11 protein-coding genes are annotated in these 15,117 nt (G+C 75.0%); 10 read left to right on the forward strand and 1 reads right to left on the reverse strand.

Annotated elements, in window-relative coordinates; genetic code table 11:
• Window positions 1-350 precede the first annotated feature (350 nt).
• Complete coding sequence (locus ACGF12_RS36370; RefSeq protein WP_393040229.1) at window positions 351-1,334, reverse strand: ferritin-like domain-containing protein; 984 nt, start codon at window positions 1,332-1,334, stop codon at window positions 351-353.
• Between the two features lie 303 nt (window positions 1,335-1,637).
• On the opposite strand from ACGF12_RS36370, the gene rimP reads away from it, so the two are divergent.
• The 10 genes from rimP (at window position 1,638) to ACGF12_RS36420 (ending at window position 14,907) form a co-directional block, all read left to right on the forward strand.
• Window positions 1,638-2,177 carry a ribosome maturation factor RimP gene (gene rimP, locus ACGF12_RS36375; protein WP_393040203.1) on the forward strand — a complete coding sequence of 180 codons (540 nt, stop codon included), beginning with the start codon at window positions 1,638-1,640 and terminating at the stop codon, window positions 2,175-2,177.
• 53 nt (window positions 2,178-2,230) lie between these two features.
• Window positions 2,231-3,223, forward strand: a complete 993-nt coding sequence (gene nusA, locus ACGF12_RS36380) for a transcription termination factor NusA (protein WP_387621949.1) — start codon at window positions 2,231-2,233, stop codon at window positions 3,221-3,223.
• Window positions 3,224-3,326: 103 nt separating this feature from the next.
• A complete protein-coding gene (locus tag ACGF12_RS36385) occupies window positions 3,327-3,620 on the forward strand; it encodes a YlxR family protein (RefSeq protein ID WP_393040207.1) in 294 nt (97 codons plus the stop codon).
• Between the two features lie 230 nt (window positions 3,621-3,850).
• Complete coding sequence (gene infB / locus ACGF12_RS36390) at window positions 3,851-6,937, forward strand: translation initiation factor IF-2 (protein ID WP_393040210.1); 3,087 nt, start codon at window positions 3,851-3,853, stop codon at window positions 6,935-6,937.
• A gap of 153 nt (window positions 6,938-7,090) precedes the next feature.
• Window positions 7,091-7,387, forward strand: a complete 297-nt coding sequence (locus ACGF12_RS36395; protein WP_196949803.1) for a DUF503 domain-containing protein — start codon at window positions 7,091-7,093, stop codon at window positions 7,385-7,387.
• A gap of 153 nt (window positions 7,388-7,540) precedes the next feature.
• Entirely contained in the window at window positions 7,541-7,981 is a 441-nt protein-coding gene (gene rbfA / locus ACGF12_RS36400; protein ID WP_393040214.1) for a 30S ribosome-binding factor RbfA, read from the forward strand.
• Window positions 7,982-7,983: 2 nt separating this feature from the next.
• Window positions 7,984-9,087 carry a bifunctional oligoribonuclease/PAP phosphatase NrnA gene (locus tag ACGF12_RS36405; RefSeq protein ID WP_393040217.1) on the forward strand — a complete coding sequence of 368 codons (1,104 nt, stop codon included), beginning with the start codon at window positions 7,984-7,986 and terminating at the stop codon, window positions 9,085-9,087.
• Window positions 9,088-9,163: 76 nt separating this feature from the next.
• Window positions 9,164-10,093: a tRNA pseudouridine(55) synthase TruB gene (gene truB, locus ACGF12_RS36410; protein ID WP_393040220.1), complete on the forward strand. Its 930-nt coding sequence runs from the start codon at window positions 9,164-9,166 to the stop codon at window positions 10,091-10,093.
• Window positions 10,094-10,309: 216 nt separating this feature from the next.
• Entirely contained in the window at window positions 10,310-13,897 is a 3,588-nt protein-coding gene (locus tag ACGF12_RS36415; protein WP_393040223.1) for a serine protease, read from the forward strand.
• A gap of 65 nt (window positions 13,898-13,962) precedes the next feature.
• A complete protein-coding gene (locus tag ACGF12_RS36420; protein WP_393040226.1) occupies window positions 13,963-14,907 on the forward strand; it encodes a bifunctional riboflavin kinase/FAD synthetase in 945 nt (314 codons plus the stop codon).
• Window positions 14,908-15,117 lie beyond the last annotated feature (210 nt).

Genomic DNA, 15,117 nt, shown 5'->3' on the forward strand with positions numbered 1-15,117 from the left:
GCCCCCCCCCCCGCCGCCGCCCCGCGCCGCCCCCCCCCCCCCCCCCCGGGGGGCCGCGGGGGGGGGGGGGGGGGGGGGGGGGGGGGGGCGCCGGGGGGGGGGGCGGCTCCGGGGGCTGGGTGATTTTCAGACTGCCCATTCGGTTGGGTGGGGCGTCGGGTGCGGTGGCAGTCTGAAAATCACCCGTCACGCCCCTCTCCGGGCCACCCCCCGCGCCGCCCCCTCCCGCAGCGCGTCCCTCTCGCCAGAGGGGAGGTACGGGGTGGGTGGGGTTGCTGGGGGGTGGGTTGGTGCGGGTGTGGGGGTGGGTTTCGGTGCGGGCGCCCGCAAGGGTCTGCGCCCGACCGTGTTCAGCTCTGGCGGGTCGCCGTCGGGGTGGGGACGGGTTCGGGGATACCGGGGAAGGGCGTGTCGGGGGCGCCCCAGTGGTGGGCGCGGAGGGCGCAGTCGCGGAGGGCGGTGGCGGCGGTGGGGCGTTGGGGGGTGGGGACGGCGGCGACCAGGTCGGCGTAGACGGTGGTGAGGCGGGTTTCGAGGTGGGCCGCGAGTTTGGTGGCGGTGGGGGCGTCGGTGACGGGGAAGGGGAGCTGGTAGCCGCCGGCGGCGGGGGTGGGGGTGGCGCCGAGGGTGGTGAGGAGGCGTTGCCAGGCGTCGCGTTGGGATTGGTGGGCGGCGTAGGCGGTGCGGGCGTCGGCGCGTTGTTGGTCCTCGGGGAGGTGGGCGCCGACGACGCCGTAGCCGTAGACGGCGGCGTGTTCGGCGCTGAGGGCGTTCTGGAGGGCGGGGAGGGAGGTGCCCGGGGTGGGGGCGGGCGTCGGGGCAGCGGTGGGGGAGGGCTGGTCGGGAGTCTGGTCGAGGGGGGCGCCGAGGGCGGCGGCGTGCAGGGCGTTGGAGGCGGCGACAGCAGCGAGCAGGCGGGCCAGGGGTGGCTGGGCGGCGCCGAGGTCGGTGAGGTGGGACTGGGCGCTCTGGCGTTCCAGGGCGGCCAGGGTGGTGGGGGTCGCCGTGGGCGTGCCGGGGGTGGGGGCCGGGGGGACGGAGGCGGCGGGCATGCCGTAGGCGAGGGCGGCGCGGTGCTGGGCGGTTTCGGCGCGGAGGGGTTGGAGCAGGGCGGTCTGGGCGCCGGGCGTGGCGAGGGCGGTGTCGTACGCGGCCAGCAGGGTGTCGGTGGCGGCGATGGCGCGCAGGCGGACCGGGTTGTCGGGGTCGGGACCGGGGCCCTTGTTGCCGGGCATCACGGCGCCGTTGGGGTCGGCCCCGTTGGAGCTGGTGCAGGCGGCGGTGAGGGTGATCAGTCCGAGGGCCAGGAAGGTCCGTCGGCTGTGCGGCTGCATCGGGGTCACTCCGGGGCGTGTACGGGAGGACGGCCTCCCCGCCTGCCCTCGTTGGCCTGAATCTTTGCAGAACCCCCACGATTGCGGGTGGGGATTGGGGGTGCGGTGTGGTGGGTGGGCCGGTGTGAGCTTGCTCGCAGTGGGTGGCGTCCGGCTGGTCCGGGGTGGTCCGGAATCGGTGGTTCGCGGCTTCACCGGCTAGGCTTTGGGCCGAGCTGCCGTGACCCGGCGTGCGCCCGTGGGGTGCGGAGGGTGCGGGGCAACCTTCTGACAACAGCAGACGCGGCCGAGGAGTCCACCCGGATGAGCACCACCCACACCGACCGGCTGCGCGCGTTGCTGGAGCCGCTGGCCGAGCAGGCCGGACTGGACCTGGAGGACGTCAGGGTCACCAAGGCGGGCAGCCGCCGGCAGGTGCAGATCGACGTCGACACCGACGGCGGCGTCGACATGGACGCCATCGCCGAGTTCAGCCGGGTGGTCGGCGAGGCCCTGGACGAGTCCGACCTGATGGGCGAGGAGCCCTACCTGCTGGAGGTCGGCTCGCCGGGTGCGGAGCGCCCGCTGGTCCTGCCCCGGCACTGGCAGCGGGCCGAGGGCCGGCTGGCCAAGATCCACCTGGTCGACGGCGGGGAGATCGTCGCCCGGGTGCTGGAGGCGGACGAGGACGGCGCACTGGTCGAGGTGCAGCCGGTGAAGGGGCGCGGCCGTCCGAAGGAGCGCCGTCTCGAGTACGGCGAGGTGGCCCGGGCGCGGGTCCAGGTCGAGTTCAACCGCAAGGACGACGAGCAGCTCCTGGACGAGGCCGCCGACTTCGACGAGGGGGACGACGGCGCCGAGTGAGTCGGCCGCCGTACGACCATGATGAACGTGACGAAAGACGAGGAGGCGTAGCCGTGGACATCGACATGAGTGCCCTGCGCACGCTGGTCAACGAGAAGAACATCCCCTTCGACCTGCTGGTCGAGTCCATCGAGTCCGCTCTCCTCACCGCGTACCACCGCACCGAGGGCTCGCGCCGCCGGGCGCGGGTGCACCTGGACCGCAAGAGCGGCCACGTCACCGTGTGGGCCATGGAGGACCCGGCGGAGCTGGACGAGGGCGTCGAGCCGAAGGAGTTCGACGACACCCCGAGCGGCTTCGGCCGGATCGCGTCCAGCATCGGCATCCAGGTGATGATGCAGCGCCTGCGCGACGCCGCCGACGACCAGACCTTCGGCGAGTACGCGGGCAAGGAGGGCGACATCGTCACCGGTGTCGTCCAGCAGGGCAACGACCCGAAGAACGTGCTGGTCGACATCGGCAAGCTGGAGGCCATCCTGCCGCCGCAGGAGCAGGTCCCGGGCGAGGACTACCGGCACGGCACCCGGCTGAAGTGCTACGTGGTGGCGGTGCGCCGCGGTGTCCGCGGGCCGTCGGTGACGCTCTCGCGCACCCACCCGAGCCTGGTGAAGAAGCTGTTCGCGCTGGAGGTCCCGGAGATCGCGGACGGCAGCGTGGAGATCGCCGCGATCGCCCGTGAGGCCGGCCACCGGACCAAGATCGCGGTCTGGTCGCGCCGCGCCGGGCTGAACGCCAAGGGCGCCTGCATCGGTCCGATGGGCTCCCGGGTGCGCGCCGTGATGGGCGAGCTGCACGGCGAGAAGATCGACATCGTCGACTGGTCCGAGGACCCGCGCGAGATGGTCGCCGCCGCGCTGTCCCCCGCACGGGTGACCAGCGTGGAGATCGTGGACGCCGCCCAGCGTTCCGCCCGGGTGATCGTGCCGGACTACCAGCTGTCGCTGGCGATCGGCAAGGAGGGCCAGAACGCCCGCCTGGCCGCGCGTCTGACCGGCTGGCGGATCGACATCCGGCCGGACACCGAGGGCCAGGCCGAGCCCCAGTAGGAGAATGAAGGGGCCCCGGCCCAGTGGTCAGTGTTGTTCCTGGCGTCCCCGCCGGTCCTCCGGGATCTGCGGGGCGGCGCCATGTCGCTTCGGAGGGGTAGACTTGCCTTCGTCTGGCCGGACGCACGTCCGAGCACGCCCGGAACGCACCTGCGTGGGCTGCCGCAAGCGCGCGGCCAAGCACCAGCTGTTGCGTGTCACGGCGGTCGAGGGCGTCTGCGTCCCTGATCCCCGTGGCGCACTGCCGGGCCGGGGTGCACATCTGCACTCCGATCCGGCCTGCCTCGACCTCGCGGTCCGCCGTCGGGCGTTTCCTCGGGCCTTCCGGCTCCAGGGGACGCTCGACACGGAGCGGCTCCGCGAGTTCATCGAGGAGCGGGCAGGCGGAGCCTCTTAGGCGGGCCACCTCCCGCGACGGCCGCCGCTCACCGCGGCGGAGAACCACCGCAACAAGTACAGCGTTCGGGCAACCGCGCGCCGTGCCACCAGTCAGGTACCTCGCGATGTGGAAGTAGGTCGAGATTGCGATGAGCACTCGATGAGTACGCGATGAGTACGCGATGGGTACGCCCATGAAGTAGCGACAGTCCGGCGGACGAGACCCCCGGACTCATAGACAGGAGTGAAGTGGCTAAGGTCCGGGTTTATGAACTCGCCAAGGAGCTTGGCTTGGAGAGCAAGGCCGTCATGGCCAAGCTCACCGAGCTCGGTGAGTTCGTCCGTTCGGCGTCCTCGACGATCGAGGCGCCGGTCGTGCGTAAGCTGACTGACGCGCTTGGTGTGGCCCCCACCGGTGGTGGCGCTGCCAAGCCGGGCCCGCGGAAGACCGCGGCGCCCCAGCCCGCGGCAGGTGCCGCGGGTGCACCCAAGCCGGGTGCCCCGACCCCGGGTCCGCGCCCTGGCGCGACCCCTGGTCCCCGTCCGACCCCGGCCGCTGCGGCTCCCGCCGCTCCGGCCGCCCCTGCGGCTCCGGCCGCCCCCGCCGCCGCCCGTCCGGGCGCGCCGACTCCGGGCCCGCGTCCGGCCGCGCGTCCCGCCGCTCCGGCGGCTCCGGCCGCGCCCGCGGCCGAGTTCTCCTCGCCAGCTCCGGCCGGTGGCGACGCCCCGCGTCCGGCCGCCCAGGCCCCGCGTCCGAGTGGCCAGGCCACCGGTGGCGCCCGTCCGGGCCCGCGTCCGGCCGGCCCGCGTCCGGGCAACAACCCGTTCACCTCGGGCAGCGCGACCGGCATGGCCCGCCCCGGCGACCGCCGTCCGGGCGCGCCGGGTGGCCGTCCGGGTGCTCCGGGCGCGCAGGGCGGCGACCGCCCGCGTCCGGGTGGCGACCGTCCGCGTCCGGCCGGTGCGCCGGGTGCCGGTGCTCCCCGTCCGGGTGGCGACCGTCCGCGTCCGGCCGGTGCGCCGGGTGCCGGTGCTCCCCGTCCGGGTGGCGACCGTCCGCGTCCCGACGGCATGCCGCGTCCGGCTGCGCCGCGTCCCGGCGGTCCGACCCCGTCCGGCATGCCGCGCCCGAACCCGGGCATGATGCCGCAGCGTCCGGCCGGCCCGCGTCCGGGTCCGGGTGGCCGTGGTCCGGGTGGCCCCGGTGGCCGTCCGGCCGGTCCCGGTGGCGGCGGCGCCCGTCCGGGCTTCCAGGGTCGTCCGGCCGGTCCGGGCTCGCGTCCGGCCGGTGGCGGCGGCTTCGGCGGTCCGCGTCCGGGTGGCGGCGCCCCCGGTGGTGGCGGTGGCTTCGGCCCCCGTCCCGGTGGCTTCGGCGGTCGTCCCGGCGGCCCGGGTGCCCGTGGTGGCACGCAGGGCGCCTTCGGTCGTGGCCCGGGCGGTCGCCCGGCGCGCGGTCGCAAGTCGAAGCGGGCGAAGCGCCAGGAGTACGAGGCCATGCAGGCCCCGTCCGTCGGCGGTGTGATGCTGCCTCGCGGCAACGGCCAGACCGTTCGCCTGTCGAGCGGCGCCTCGCTGATGGACTTCGCGGAGAAGATCAACGCCAACCCGGCCGCGCTCGTCTCCGTCATGTTCAACCTCGGTGAGATGGTCACCGCGACCCAGTCGGTCTCCGACGCGACCCTCGAGCTGCTGGCCGGCGAGATGGGCTTCCAGCTGGAGATCGTCAGCCGGGACGACGAGGACCGCGAGCTGCTGGAGTCGTTCGACATCGACTTCGGTGCCGACGAGGGCGACGAGGACCAGCTGGCCCCGCGCCCGCCGGTCGTCACCGTCATGGGTCACGTCGACCACGGTAAGACCCGCCTGCTGGACGCCATCCGCAAGTCCAACGTGGTGGCCGGCGAGGCCGGTGGCATCACCCAGCACATCGGTGCCTACCAGGTGGCGACGATGGTGAACGGCGAAGAGCGCCCGATCACCTTCCTCGACACCCCGGGTCACGAGGCGTTCTCCGCCATGCGTGCCCGTGGTGCCAAGTCCACCGACATCGCGATCCTGGTGGTCGCGGCCAACGACGGTGTCATGCCGCAGACGGTCGAGGCGCTGAACCACGCCAAGGCCGCGGGTGTGCCGATCGTGGTCGCCGTCAACAAGATCGACGTCGAGGGCGCCGACCCGACCAAGGTCCGCGGCCAGCTGACCGAGTTCGGCCTGGTGGCCGAGGAGTACGGCGGCGACACCATGTTCGTCGACATCTCCGCGCGCCAGGGTCTGAACATCGAGCAGCTGCTGGAGGCCGTGGTCCTGACCGCGGACGCCTCGCTCGACCTGCGGGCCAACCCCGAGCAGGACGCGCAGGGTATTGCGATCGAGGCCCACCTGGACAAGGGCCGCGGCGCCATGGCGACCGTCCTGGTCCAGCGCGGTACCCTCCGCGTCGGTGACTCGATCGTCGTGGGCGACGCCTACGGCCGCGTCCGCGCCATGCTGGACGAGAACGGCAACAACCTCGCCGAGGCCGGCCCGTCCCGCCCGGTGCTGCTGCTCGGTCTGACCTCGGTGCCCCGCGCCGGCGACAGCTTCATCGTCGTCGACGAGGACCGCACCGCGCGCCAGATCGCCGAGAAGCGCTCGGCCCGCGACCGCAACGCCGCCTTCGCGCAGCGTCGGGTCCGGGTGTCCCTGGAGGACCTGGACAAGGCCATCGCCGCCGGCTCCATCGAGCAGCTCAACCTCATCATCAAGGGTGACGTCTCCGGTTCGGTCGAGGCCCTTGAGGACGCCCTGGTCAAGCTGGACGTGGGCGAGGAGGTCGAGCTCCGGGTCCTGCACCGCGGTGTGGGTGCCATCACCGAGTCCGACGTGGACCTGGCGATGGGCTCGGACGCCATCATCATCGGCTTCAACGTGCGCGCCGAAGGCCGTGCGCGCACCGCGGCCGACAAGGAAGGCGTGGACGTCCGGTACTACTCGGTCATCTACCAGGCGATCGAGGAGATCGAGAACGCCCTCAAGGGCAAGCTCAAGCCGGAGTACGAGGAGGTGCGCCTCGGCGCCGCGGAGATCCGCGAGGTCTTCCGCTCCTCCAAGTTCGGCAACATCGCCGGTGTCCTGGTCCGCGACGGCATCATCCGCCGCAACACCAAGGCCCGCCTGCTGCGCGACGGCAAGGTCGTGGCGGAGAACCTCACCATCGAGGGTCTGCGCCGCTTCAAGGACGACGCGACCGAGGTCCGCGAGGGCTTCGAGGCCGGTGTGACCCTGGGGTCGTTCAACGACATCAAGGTCGACGACATCATCGAGACCTACGAGATGCGCGAGAAGCCGCGCGCGTAGTCGCTGGTCACCGGGGCCGGTCGACGGGTGGTATTTCCGTCGACCGGCCCCGGTCTCGCTGTGTAGGGTCCGGGGTAGTCGATTGTCGCGGCGTCGGCCCGGTTCCGGGTCGTACGTCCCCGAGGCCTTCCAGGTCGGCGAGACCTGTCACACATGTTCGTGGGAACACTCACCTTCGACCTGCTCCTGGGCGACGTCCACTCGCTCAAGGAGAAGCGTTCGATCGTGCGGCCCATCGTGGCCGAACTGCAGCGCAAGTACAGCGTGTGCGCTGCTGAGACCGGGAACCAGGATCTGCACCGCCGGGCCGAGATCGGCCTCGCGGTGGTGTCCGGCGACGCCGGATACGTCACCGAGATCCTGGACAGCTGTGAGCGGTTGGTCGCCGGCCGCCCCGAGGTGCAACTCCTCTCCGCGAGGAGGAGGTACCACAACGACGACGACGAATGACCGCTGTGGAGGGCGTCGACGGAAGTCGCCGTTCTCACACAGATCAGGACCCAGAGCGCCCGCAAGGCCGGGCGCGGGCCGGTACTTTGGGGCGTGGGCCCCGACGGGTGCGCAGCTCGCCCGGGTACCGGGCCCACTGCACGAGGAGGCAACGTGACCGACACCGCAAGGGCGCGCAAGCTCGCCGACCGCATCCAGGTGGTCGTCGCCCAGACCCTGGAGCGGCGGATCAAGGACCCCCGTCTGGGGTTCGTGACCATCACCGACACCCGGGTGACGGGCGACCTGCGCGAGGCCACCGTCTTCTACACCGTCTTCGGTGACGAGACCGAGCGCGAGGCCACCGCGGCCGCGCTGGAGAGCGCCAAGGGCGTGCTCCGCTCCGAGGTCGGCAAGATCGGGGTGCGCTTCACCCCGACGCTGACCTTCGTCGCGGACGCGCTGCCGGAGAACGCCCGGAACATCGACGACCTGCTCGACCGGGCCAAGGCCATCGACGCGGCGGTGCGTACCACCGCCGCGGGGGCGACCTACGCCGGCGACGCGGACCCGTACCGGGTGCCGGCGTCCGAGCGTGACGACGAGGACGAGTAGTCATGGCGGGTGAGTCGGCTCAGGCCGCCTCGCGAACCGGATCGACCACGGGGGCGTCCTCCACCAGCACGGTGGAGGGTGCCCTCGCGGCGCTCCCGGGGCCGCGCGCCGAGGAGAGCGGCTTCGAGCTGCTCTGGCAGCAGGTGGTGGCGGAGATCGGGCGGGCCCGCTCGATCGACCTGATCTGCCACATCTGCCCGGACGGCGACGCGCTGGGCTCCTCGCTGGCGGCGGCGCTGGCGCTGCGCGCGCTCGGCAAGCGGGTGCGGGTCTCCTTCGGCGACGACCCGCAGATCGTGCCCGAGTCGCTGGCCTTCCTGCCCGGCCAGGAGCTGATCGTGCCGGCCGCCGAGGTGCCGGACGTGCCCGAGCTGGTGCTCTGCTTCGACGTGGCCGCGCAGAGCCGACTGGGGCTGCTGCACGACAAGGCCTTCGCCGCGCCCGTCCTGGTGGTGTTCGACCACCACGCCTCCAACCCGGGCTTCGGCACCCACCAGTTGATCGACCCGACCGCGCCGGCCACCGCCGTGCTGGTCGAGGAACTGCTGCGCCGGCTCGGCGTCGAGCTCGACCAGGACCTGGCCACCTGCCTGTACACCGGGGTCGCCACCGACACCGGATCCTTCAAGTACCGGGCCACCACGCCCGCGACCCACGAACTCGCCGCCCGGCTGCTGGCCACCGGCATCCGGCACGACCTGATCTCCCGGCAGCTGTGGGACACCTCCTCCTTCGGCTACCTCAAGGTGCTCGCAGGCGCGCTGGACCGGGCGGTCTACGAGCCGGACGCGGCCGACGGGCTGGGCCTGGTGTGGACCTGGGTGCCGTACCAGGACCTGGCGCTGTTCAGCGTCACGGTCGAGGAGATCGAGGGGCTGATCGACATCCTGCGCCGGCCGGCCGAGGCCGAGGTGGCGCTGGTGCTCAAGCAGGACCCGGACGGGACGCTGCGCGGCTCCTCGCGCTCCAAGGGCGCGGTGGACGTCGCCGCCGCCTGCGCCGAACTGGGCGGCGGGGGGCACGTCTTCGCGGCCGGGTTCAGTGCCCGGGAGGACGTGGCCGCGGTGGTCGAGCGGTTCCGGGGCGCGCTGCGGCCCCTTCGTTGATCATCCCGCGTTGACCGTTCTGCACGTCGCCCCCAGAATCAATTGCCGGCAGTCGCCGGCTTGGAGAAAGAACTCGATGAAGCGCAAAGGCACCGGCCCGGACGGCCTGGTGATCGTCGACAAGCCCGAGGGCATCACCTCGCACGGGGTCGTCGCCAAGATGCGGTGGCTGGCCGGGACACGGAAGGTCGGGCACGCCGGCACGCTGGACCCGATGGCCACCGGCGTCCTGGTGATCGGCGTCGAGCGGGCCACCCGGCTGCTCGGCCACCTGATGCTGACCGCCAAGACGTACGAGGCGACCATCCGGCTCGGCCAGACCACCGTCACCGACGACCGTGAGGGCGAGGTGACCTCCTCGACCCCGGCCGACGCCGTCACCCGGGAGGCGATCGACGCCGGGATCGCGGCGCTCACCGGCGAGATCATGCAGGTGCCGTCCAAGGTCAGCGCGATCAAGATCGACGGCAAGCGGTCGTACGCGCGGGTGCGCGAGGGCGAGGACTTCGAGCTGGAGGCCCGGCCGACCACGATCCACTCCTTCACCGTGCACGAGCAGCGCGCGGCGGTCGCCGAGGACGGCACCGCGGTGATCGACCTGGACGTGACCGTGGAGTGTTCCTCCGGCACCTACATCCGGGCGCTGGCCCGCGACCTGGGCGCGGGTCTGGGCGTCGGCGGGCACCTGACCGCGCTGCGGCGCACCAAGGTCGGGCCGTACTCGGTGGAATCGGCGCGGACCCTGGAGCAGCTCGAGGCGTCGGTCACCGGCGAATCCGCCGAGGGCTTGGAGGTGCTGCCGATCGCGGCGGCCGCGGCGGCCGCCTTCCCGCGCTGGGACCTGGACGAGGCCTCGGCGCAGAAGCTCTCGCACGGCGCGCGGCTGAAGGCGCCCGGGCTGGGCGTGGACGGGCCGATCGCGGTGTTCGGGCCGGACGGGCGCTTCCTCGCCCTGGTCGAGGAGCAGGGCGGGCAGGCGAAGCCGGTGGCGGTGTTCGTCGGCTGAGTCGCAGTCGTCGTCGCAGTGTTGTGAAACCCCCGTCGGGAGAGTCCTCCCGGCGGGGGTTTCACCCTTCCGGGCCCCTCCACTCGAACAGCGGGGTCACTCGCACGAGGGAGCGCACGAGGTGAAAGACCGTGGTGAGCGGCGCGGGCGCGGTCGGGCCGCCGCCTCGGCGGGCAGGCTCCCGGCGGCGAGCGAGCGACGGTCGAAGGGGCGGTCATGCGGGGGTTTCTGGAGGGCGATCCGGGGCGGTACCTGCTGCGGATCCGTGACCTCAACGGGCGGCTGCACGGCTTAGGGTTCGTCGCCGACCCGCAGGGCAGCGTGCTGACCGCGCACGAGAGCGTGGCGGGTCTGGACCGGGTGGTGCTGCACACCCCCGGCGGGCAGACCCGGGTGCTCGGCCCGGACGCCGTGCTGCCGCTGCCCGAGCACGGGCTCGCCCTGCTGCGCACCGACGCGGTCGGCGGGCTGCCGGTGCCGCCGCTGCCGGTGGCCGCCGTGGGGGCCGGGCACGAGGTGCTGCTGTCCGCGCTCACCGGCGAGGACGAACGGGCGGTCGCGCTGCGCTGCGGGCTGCTGGGCGTGGGCGGTGCGATGTACGGCGGGCACCTGCTCTCCGGGGTGCTGCTGCTGGACGTGCCGGTGGTCGGCGGGGTCGCGGTGCCGGCCGGCTCGCCGGTGCTGGACGCCCGCAGCGGCGCCGTGGTCGCGGTGATCGCGCCCGGCCTGCGCGGCCCCCGGAACGGCGGGGCGCTGCCGGCCGTCCCCGCTGGAGGCGGGACGGTGGTCGCCGAGGCGCTGGCAGGGCTGCTGGCGCGCAACTCGGGGGCGGTGCCCGCGTACGGACCGGCGCTCAACCTGGCCGGGGCGCTGCGGCTGACGGCCGCCCAACTGGCTGCCGCCGGGGCCGGGCCGGGCCGGGTGGCCGGGCTGGCCGCCGATCGGGTGGACCGGCCGGACGGCCTGGACGGGGACGAGCCGACGGCGACCGTCACCGCGCTGGTCGGCGCCCCCGGCAGCGGGCGCTCCACCGAACTGGCCGCGCTGGCCGTCCGTCGCTCCGGCGGCGCCCGGCCGCTGCCCACCCTCTGGCTGCGCGGCGCCGACCTGCGGGCCGAGGACCGCTCGCTGGCCGAACCCGTGGAGCGGGCGCTGGCGGCCGCGGCGGCCGAACTCGGCACCCCGGCGCCCGCGCCTGAGCCGGTGGCGGCGCTCTGCGCGGCGTCCGGGCGGCCGCTGCTGGTGGTGCTGGACGGCCCCGAGGAGGCCCCGGCCGAGCTGGGCCCGCGCTGGCTGCGCGGCGCCGGGCAGTGGCTGACGGGCTGCGGGGCGCGGCTGCTGATGGCCTGCGGCGAGGAGGTCTGGGAGCGACTGGCGGCCGAGCCCTGGGGCAGCGGCGACGACGGCGCGCGGCACCTGGCGGAGCCCGGCCCGGACGGTGACCTGGCCAGCGCCCCGACCGTCCGGATGGACGGCGCCGGCCCCGGCGCGCCGAGTCTGGCCGGGCACCGGCTCGGCCCGCTGCCCGCCGAGGCGGCCGAGCGGGTGCGCCGTCGCTACGGGCTGCCGCCGGGCCGGCCGCCCGCCGCCGAGGACGCGCGGCACCCGCTGGCCGTCCGGCTGGCCGGGGAGCTGTGGGCGCAGGGCCTGCACGACGAACCGGTGCGCCGCAGCGAGCTGTTCGGCGCCCACCTGGACCTGCGCTGCCTGCGGGTGGCCCAGCGGCTCGCCGAGGACGGCCGCCCGCGCCGCCCGGGCGCGCACCGCAGGGGCGCGGCCCGGCCTGCCGGGCCGCGCCAGCGGCGGGTGCGGCGGCTCGCGGCGGCGGTGGCCGGGCGGGTGCACGAGGCGGCCCGGCGGATGCTCGGCGGGGAGCCGGGCGGCCTCGGCCGGGAGGCCTTCGAGGAGCTGTTCCCGGCCGACGGCGGCTGGGCCACGGCGGTGCTCGCCGAGGGGCTGTTCGTCCCCGCCGGGCCCGGATTCCGCTTCGCGCACGGCGAGTTCGCCGACTGGCTGCAGGGCCTGCACCTGGACCTGGACGCGGCGCTGCGGCTGCTGCTCGGCGAGGCCGAGGACACCCCCGCCCCGCCCGCCGCCGCGGCGAACTCCGTCCCCCGGCACCGGATCGGCCCGGTCGCCGCCGCGCTGCGCCGGGTGGCCGAGACCTGGGGCGCGCCCGCCCTGGACCCGTGGCTGCACCGGATCTGGCGCGCCCTGGACCTGCGCCCGCCGGGCAGCGAACCCGCCTGGTGGGCGGCCCGGTTGCTCATCGCCGGGCTGGCCGCCAGCCCCGATCCCGTCGAACACCGCGTGCTGCTGGAGCAGCTGGCCGGTCGGATCGCCGAGCGGGCCGCCGCGGGCGGCTGGGAGGCGCCCGGCGGTGCGGGCCGCTTCGGCCCGGCGTTCTGGACCGGCCTCGGCCTGCCCGTCGAGGCCGAACTCGCCCTGCTGCGCCGCCTGGTGGCCGCCGACGGCCCGGGGCAGCGCTTCCTCGGCGCGGTGGCCGAGCGGCTGCGCGCCGACCCGGTCGCTGTCTTCCCGCTGCTCTGCGCCTGGTTCGAGGACCCGCACGGCCTGCCGGGCGGCCCCGGCCCCAGGGCGTGTCCCAGCGTTGCCGACCTCGCCCACGACCTGCTGTACGCCCACCGGCGGCTCGCCCTGGACGAGTTGGCCGACGCGCTGGCCGACGCCGCGCACCCGGGGGCGGACGCGCTGCTGAGCGTGCTCGCCGCCGAGGAGCCGTCCGCGCTGTGCCGCGCGGTGGACCGCTGGAGCCACGACCGGCGGCCCGAACGGCACGTGGCGGCCGCCGTGCACGCGCTGCGGACCGCCCCGTACGCGGCCGGCGCCGGGGCCGAACTGCTGCGGTTCGCCGCGCTGACCCTGCTCGCCCGCGAGGACGAGCCGGGCCTGCACGGCGCCGCCCTGGCCCTGCTGGTCGCGGACGGGGCGACCAGGGCCGGGCACCTGGACGCCGCGCTCGCCCTGCACCGCGCCGGCGGCGACGCCTTCCTCACCCCGCGGGCGCTCGCTCCGGCCCTGGAGAGCGACCCGGAGCCCGTGTTGGCCGCGCTCGCCGACCGGCTGGAGGCCCCCGGCGCGGCCGCCGCCGAGACCCTGCGGGTGCTCGCCGACGCCCGCGCCCCGGTGGCCGCCCGGCGCGGCGCCGAACTGGCCGCCCGGCTGCTGCGCCGGCATCCGGAGCTGGCCGGGCCGGTCGCCGTCGACTACCTCGGCCGCAAGCTGGCCCGGGCCGCGATCGACGGCCCGGCCGCCCGGTTGGAGCTGCGGGTGCTGCTCGGTGCCGCGCTGGCCGCCCGTACGGGGGTGGTCCGCAGGCCCTTCGCCGAGGTGCTGTCCGTCCCGGTGGCGGATCCGGCGGCGGACGCGCTGCGCTGCGAGCTGCTGGACACCCTGCTCGCCTCCGAGACCGATCCGGCGGTGCTCACCGCCGCCGTGGAGCGCCTCGCCGAACAGTGCGCGGCCGAGAACCCCGCCCGGGCCCGCGCCGTGCTGGCCCGGGTGACCCCCGGGCTGGCGGACGCGGACGAACTGCTGGTGCGTTGCGCCGGGCACTCGGCGGCCTTCGCCCAGCTGCTCGCCCAGTGGCCGCGGGACGCCGCGCCGACCGCCCCGGACGGCCCCCGGCTGGCCCGGATGCGGGCCCTGGCGGCGGCCGGACGCGACCCGCAGTACGCCGCGGCGGAGGCCGAGCGGACCGTACCGGCGCGGGCGCCGCGTGCACCGGTGCGCTCAACCCCCATTCCGGTGCCAGAGCCGGGGCAGGCGCATGGCACGCTATAGGGGTTCGGGTTTTGAGCGTTTGAGCGTACCGAGGGTACGCACCGTACGGAACAAGGAGCGGTCGGGTGCAGCGCTGGCGTGGCCTGGAGGAGATCCCCGGTGACTGGGGACGCAGCGTCGTCACCATCGGCTCGTTCGACGGGGTGCACCGTGGACATCAGCTGATCATCGGGCGGGCCGTCGAGCGGGCCCGCGAACTCGGCATCCCCGCGGTCGTGGTGACCTTCGACCCGCACCCGCGCGAGGTGATCCGCCCGGGCAGCCACCCGCCTCTGCTCGCGCCGCACCCGCGCCGGGCCGAGCTGATCGCCGAGCTCGGCGTGGACGCGGTGCTGGTGCTGCCGTTCACCACCGAGTTCTCCCAGGAGTCCCCGGAGACCTTCGTCCAGCAGGTGCTGGTGGACGCGCTGCACGCCCGGGTCGTCATCGAGGGCCCCAACTTCCGCTTCGGGCACCGGGCCGCCGGGAACGTGGCGCTGCTCACCGAGCTGGGCCGGGCGGACGACTTCGAGGTCGAGGTGGTCGACCTGCAGGTGTGCGGCACCGCCGGGGACGGCGAGCCGTTCTCCTCCAGCCTGACCCGCCGACTGGTCGAGACCGGGGACATGGCCGGGGCGAACGAGGTGCTGGGCCGCCCGCACCGGGTCGAGGGCGAGGTGGTGCGCGGCGCGCAGCGCGGCCGCGAACTGGGCTACCCGACCGCCAACGTGGAGACCGTGCCGCACAGCGCGATCCCGGCCGACGGGGTGTACGCGGGCTGGCTGACCGCCGAGGGCGAGCGGATGCCGGCGGCGATCTCGGTCGGCACCAACCCGACCTTCGACGGCACCGCCCGCACGGTCGAGGCGTACGCCATCGACCGGGTCGGCCTGGACCTGTACGGGCTGCACGTGGCCGTGGACTTCCTGGCCTACCTGCGCGGGATGGAGAAGTTCGACTCCATCGAGGCGCTGCTGGACCGGATGGCCGACGACGTCAAGCGCGCGCGTGAGCTGACCGACGGGGCCTGACCCCGCCAGGACGCCGGGAGGGCCCGCCGACTTCGCGTCGGCGGGCCCTCCCGTTCGTCACTGCTGGGGTGCCTGCGGCGGGTATCCGTAGCCGGGCGGCGGGGGCTGGTAGCCCTCCGGTGCGGCGGGCGGGGCGGGCGCCGGCGGCTGGCCCTGGGCGGGCGGGTATCCGTAGCCGGGCGGCGGGGGCTGGTAGCCGTCCGGTGCGGC

The organism is Kitasatospora sp. NPDC048296, assembly GCF_043201815.1.
Classification (GTDB): domain Bacteria; phylum Actinomycetota; class Actinomycetes; order Streptomycetales; family Streptomycetaceae; genus Kitasatospora.

Excerpts from the sequence above, each read along its gene's own strand:
- ACGF12_RS36370 (WP_393040229.1), bottom strand. The coding sequence starts at position 1,334 with ATGCAGCCGCACAGCCGACGGACCTTCCTGGCCCTCGGACTGATCACC.
- ACGF12_RS36395 (WP_196949803.1), top strand. The coding sequence starts at position 7,091 with ATGTTCGTGGGAACACTCACCTTCGACCTGCTCCTGGGCGACGTCCAC.
- ACGF12_RS36405 (WP_393040217.1), top strand. The coding sequence starts at position 7,984 with ATGGCGGGTGAGTCGGCTCAGGCCGCCTCGCGAACCGGATCGACCACG.
- truB (WP_393040220.1), top strand. The coding sequence starts at position 9,164 with ATGAAGCGCAAAGGCACCGGCCCGGACGGCCTGGTGATCGTCGACAAG.
- ACGF12_RS36415 (WP_393040223.1), top strand. The coding sequence starts at position 10,310 with ATGCGGGGGTTTCTGGAGGGCGATCCGGGGCGGTACCTGCTGCGGATC.
- rimP (WP_393040203.1), top strand. The coding sequence starts at position 1,638 with ATGAGCACCACCCACACCGACCGGCTGCGCGCGTTGCTGGAGCCGCTG.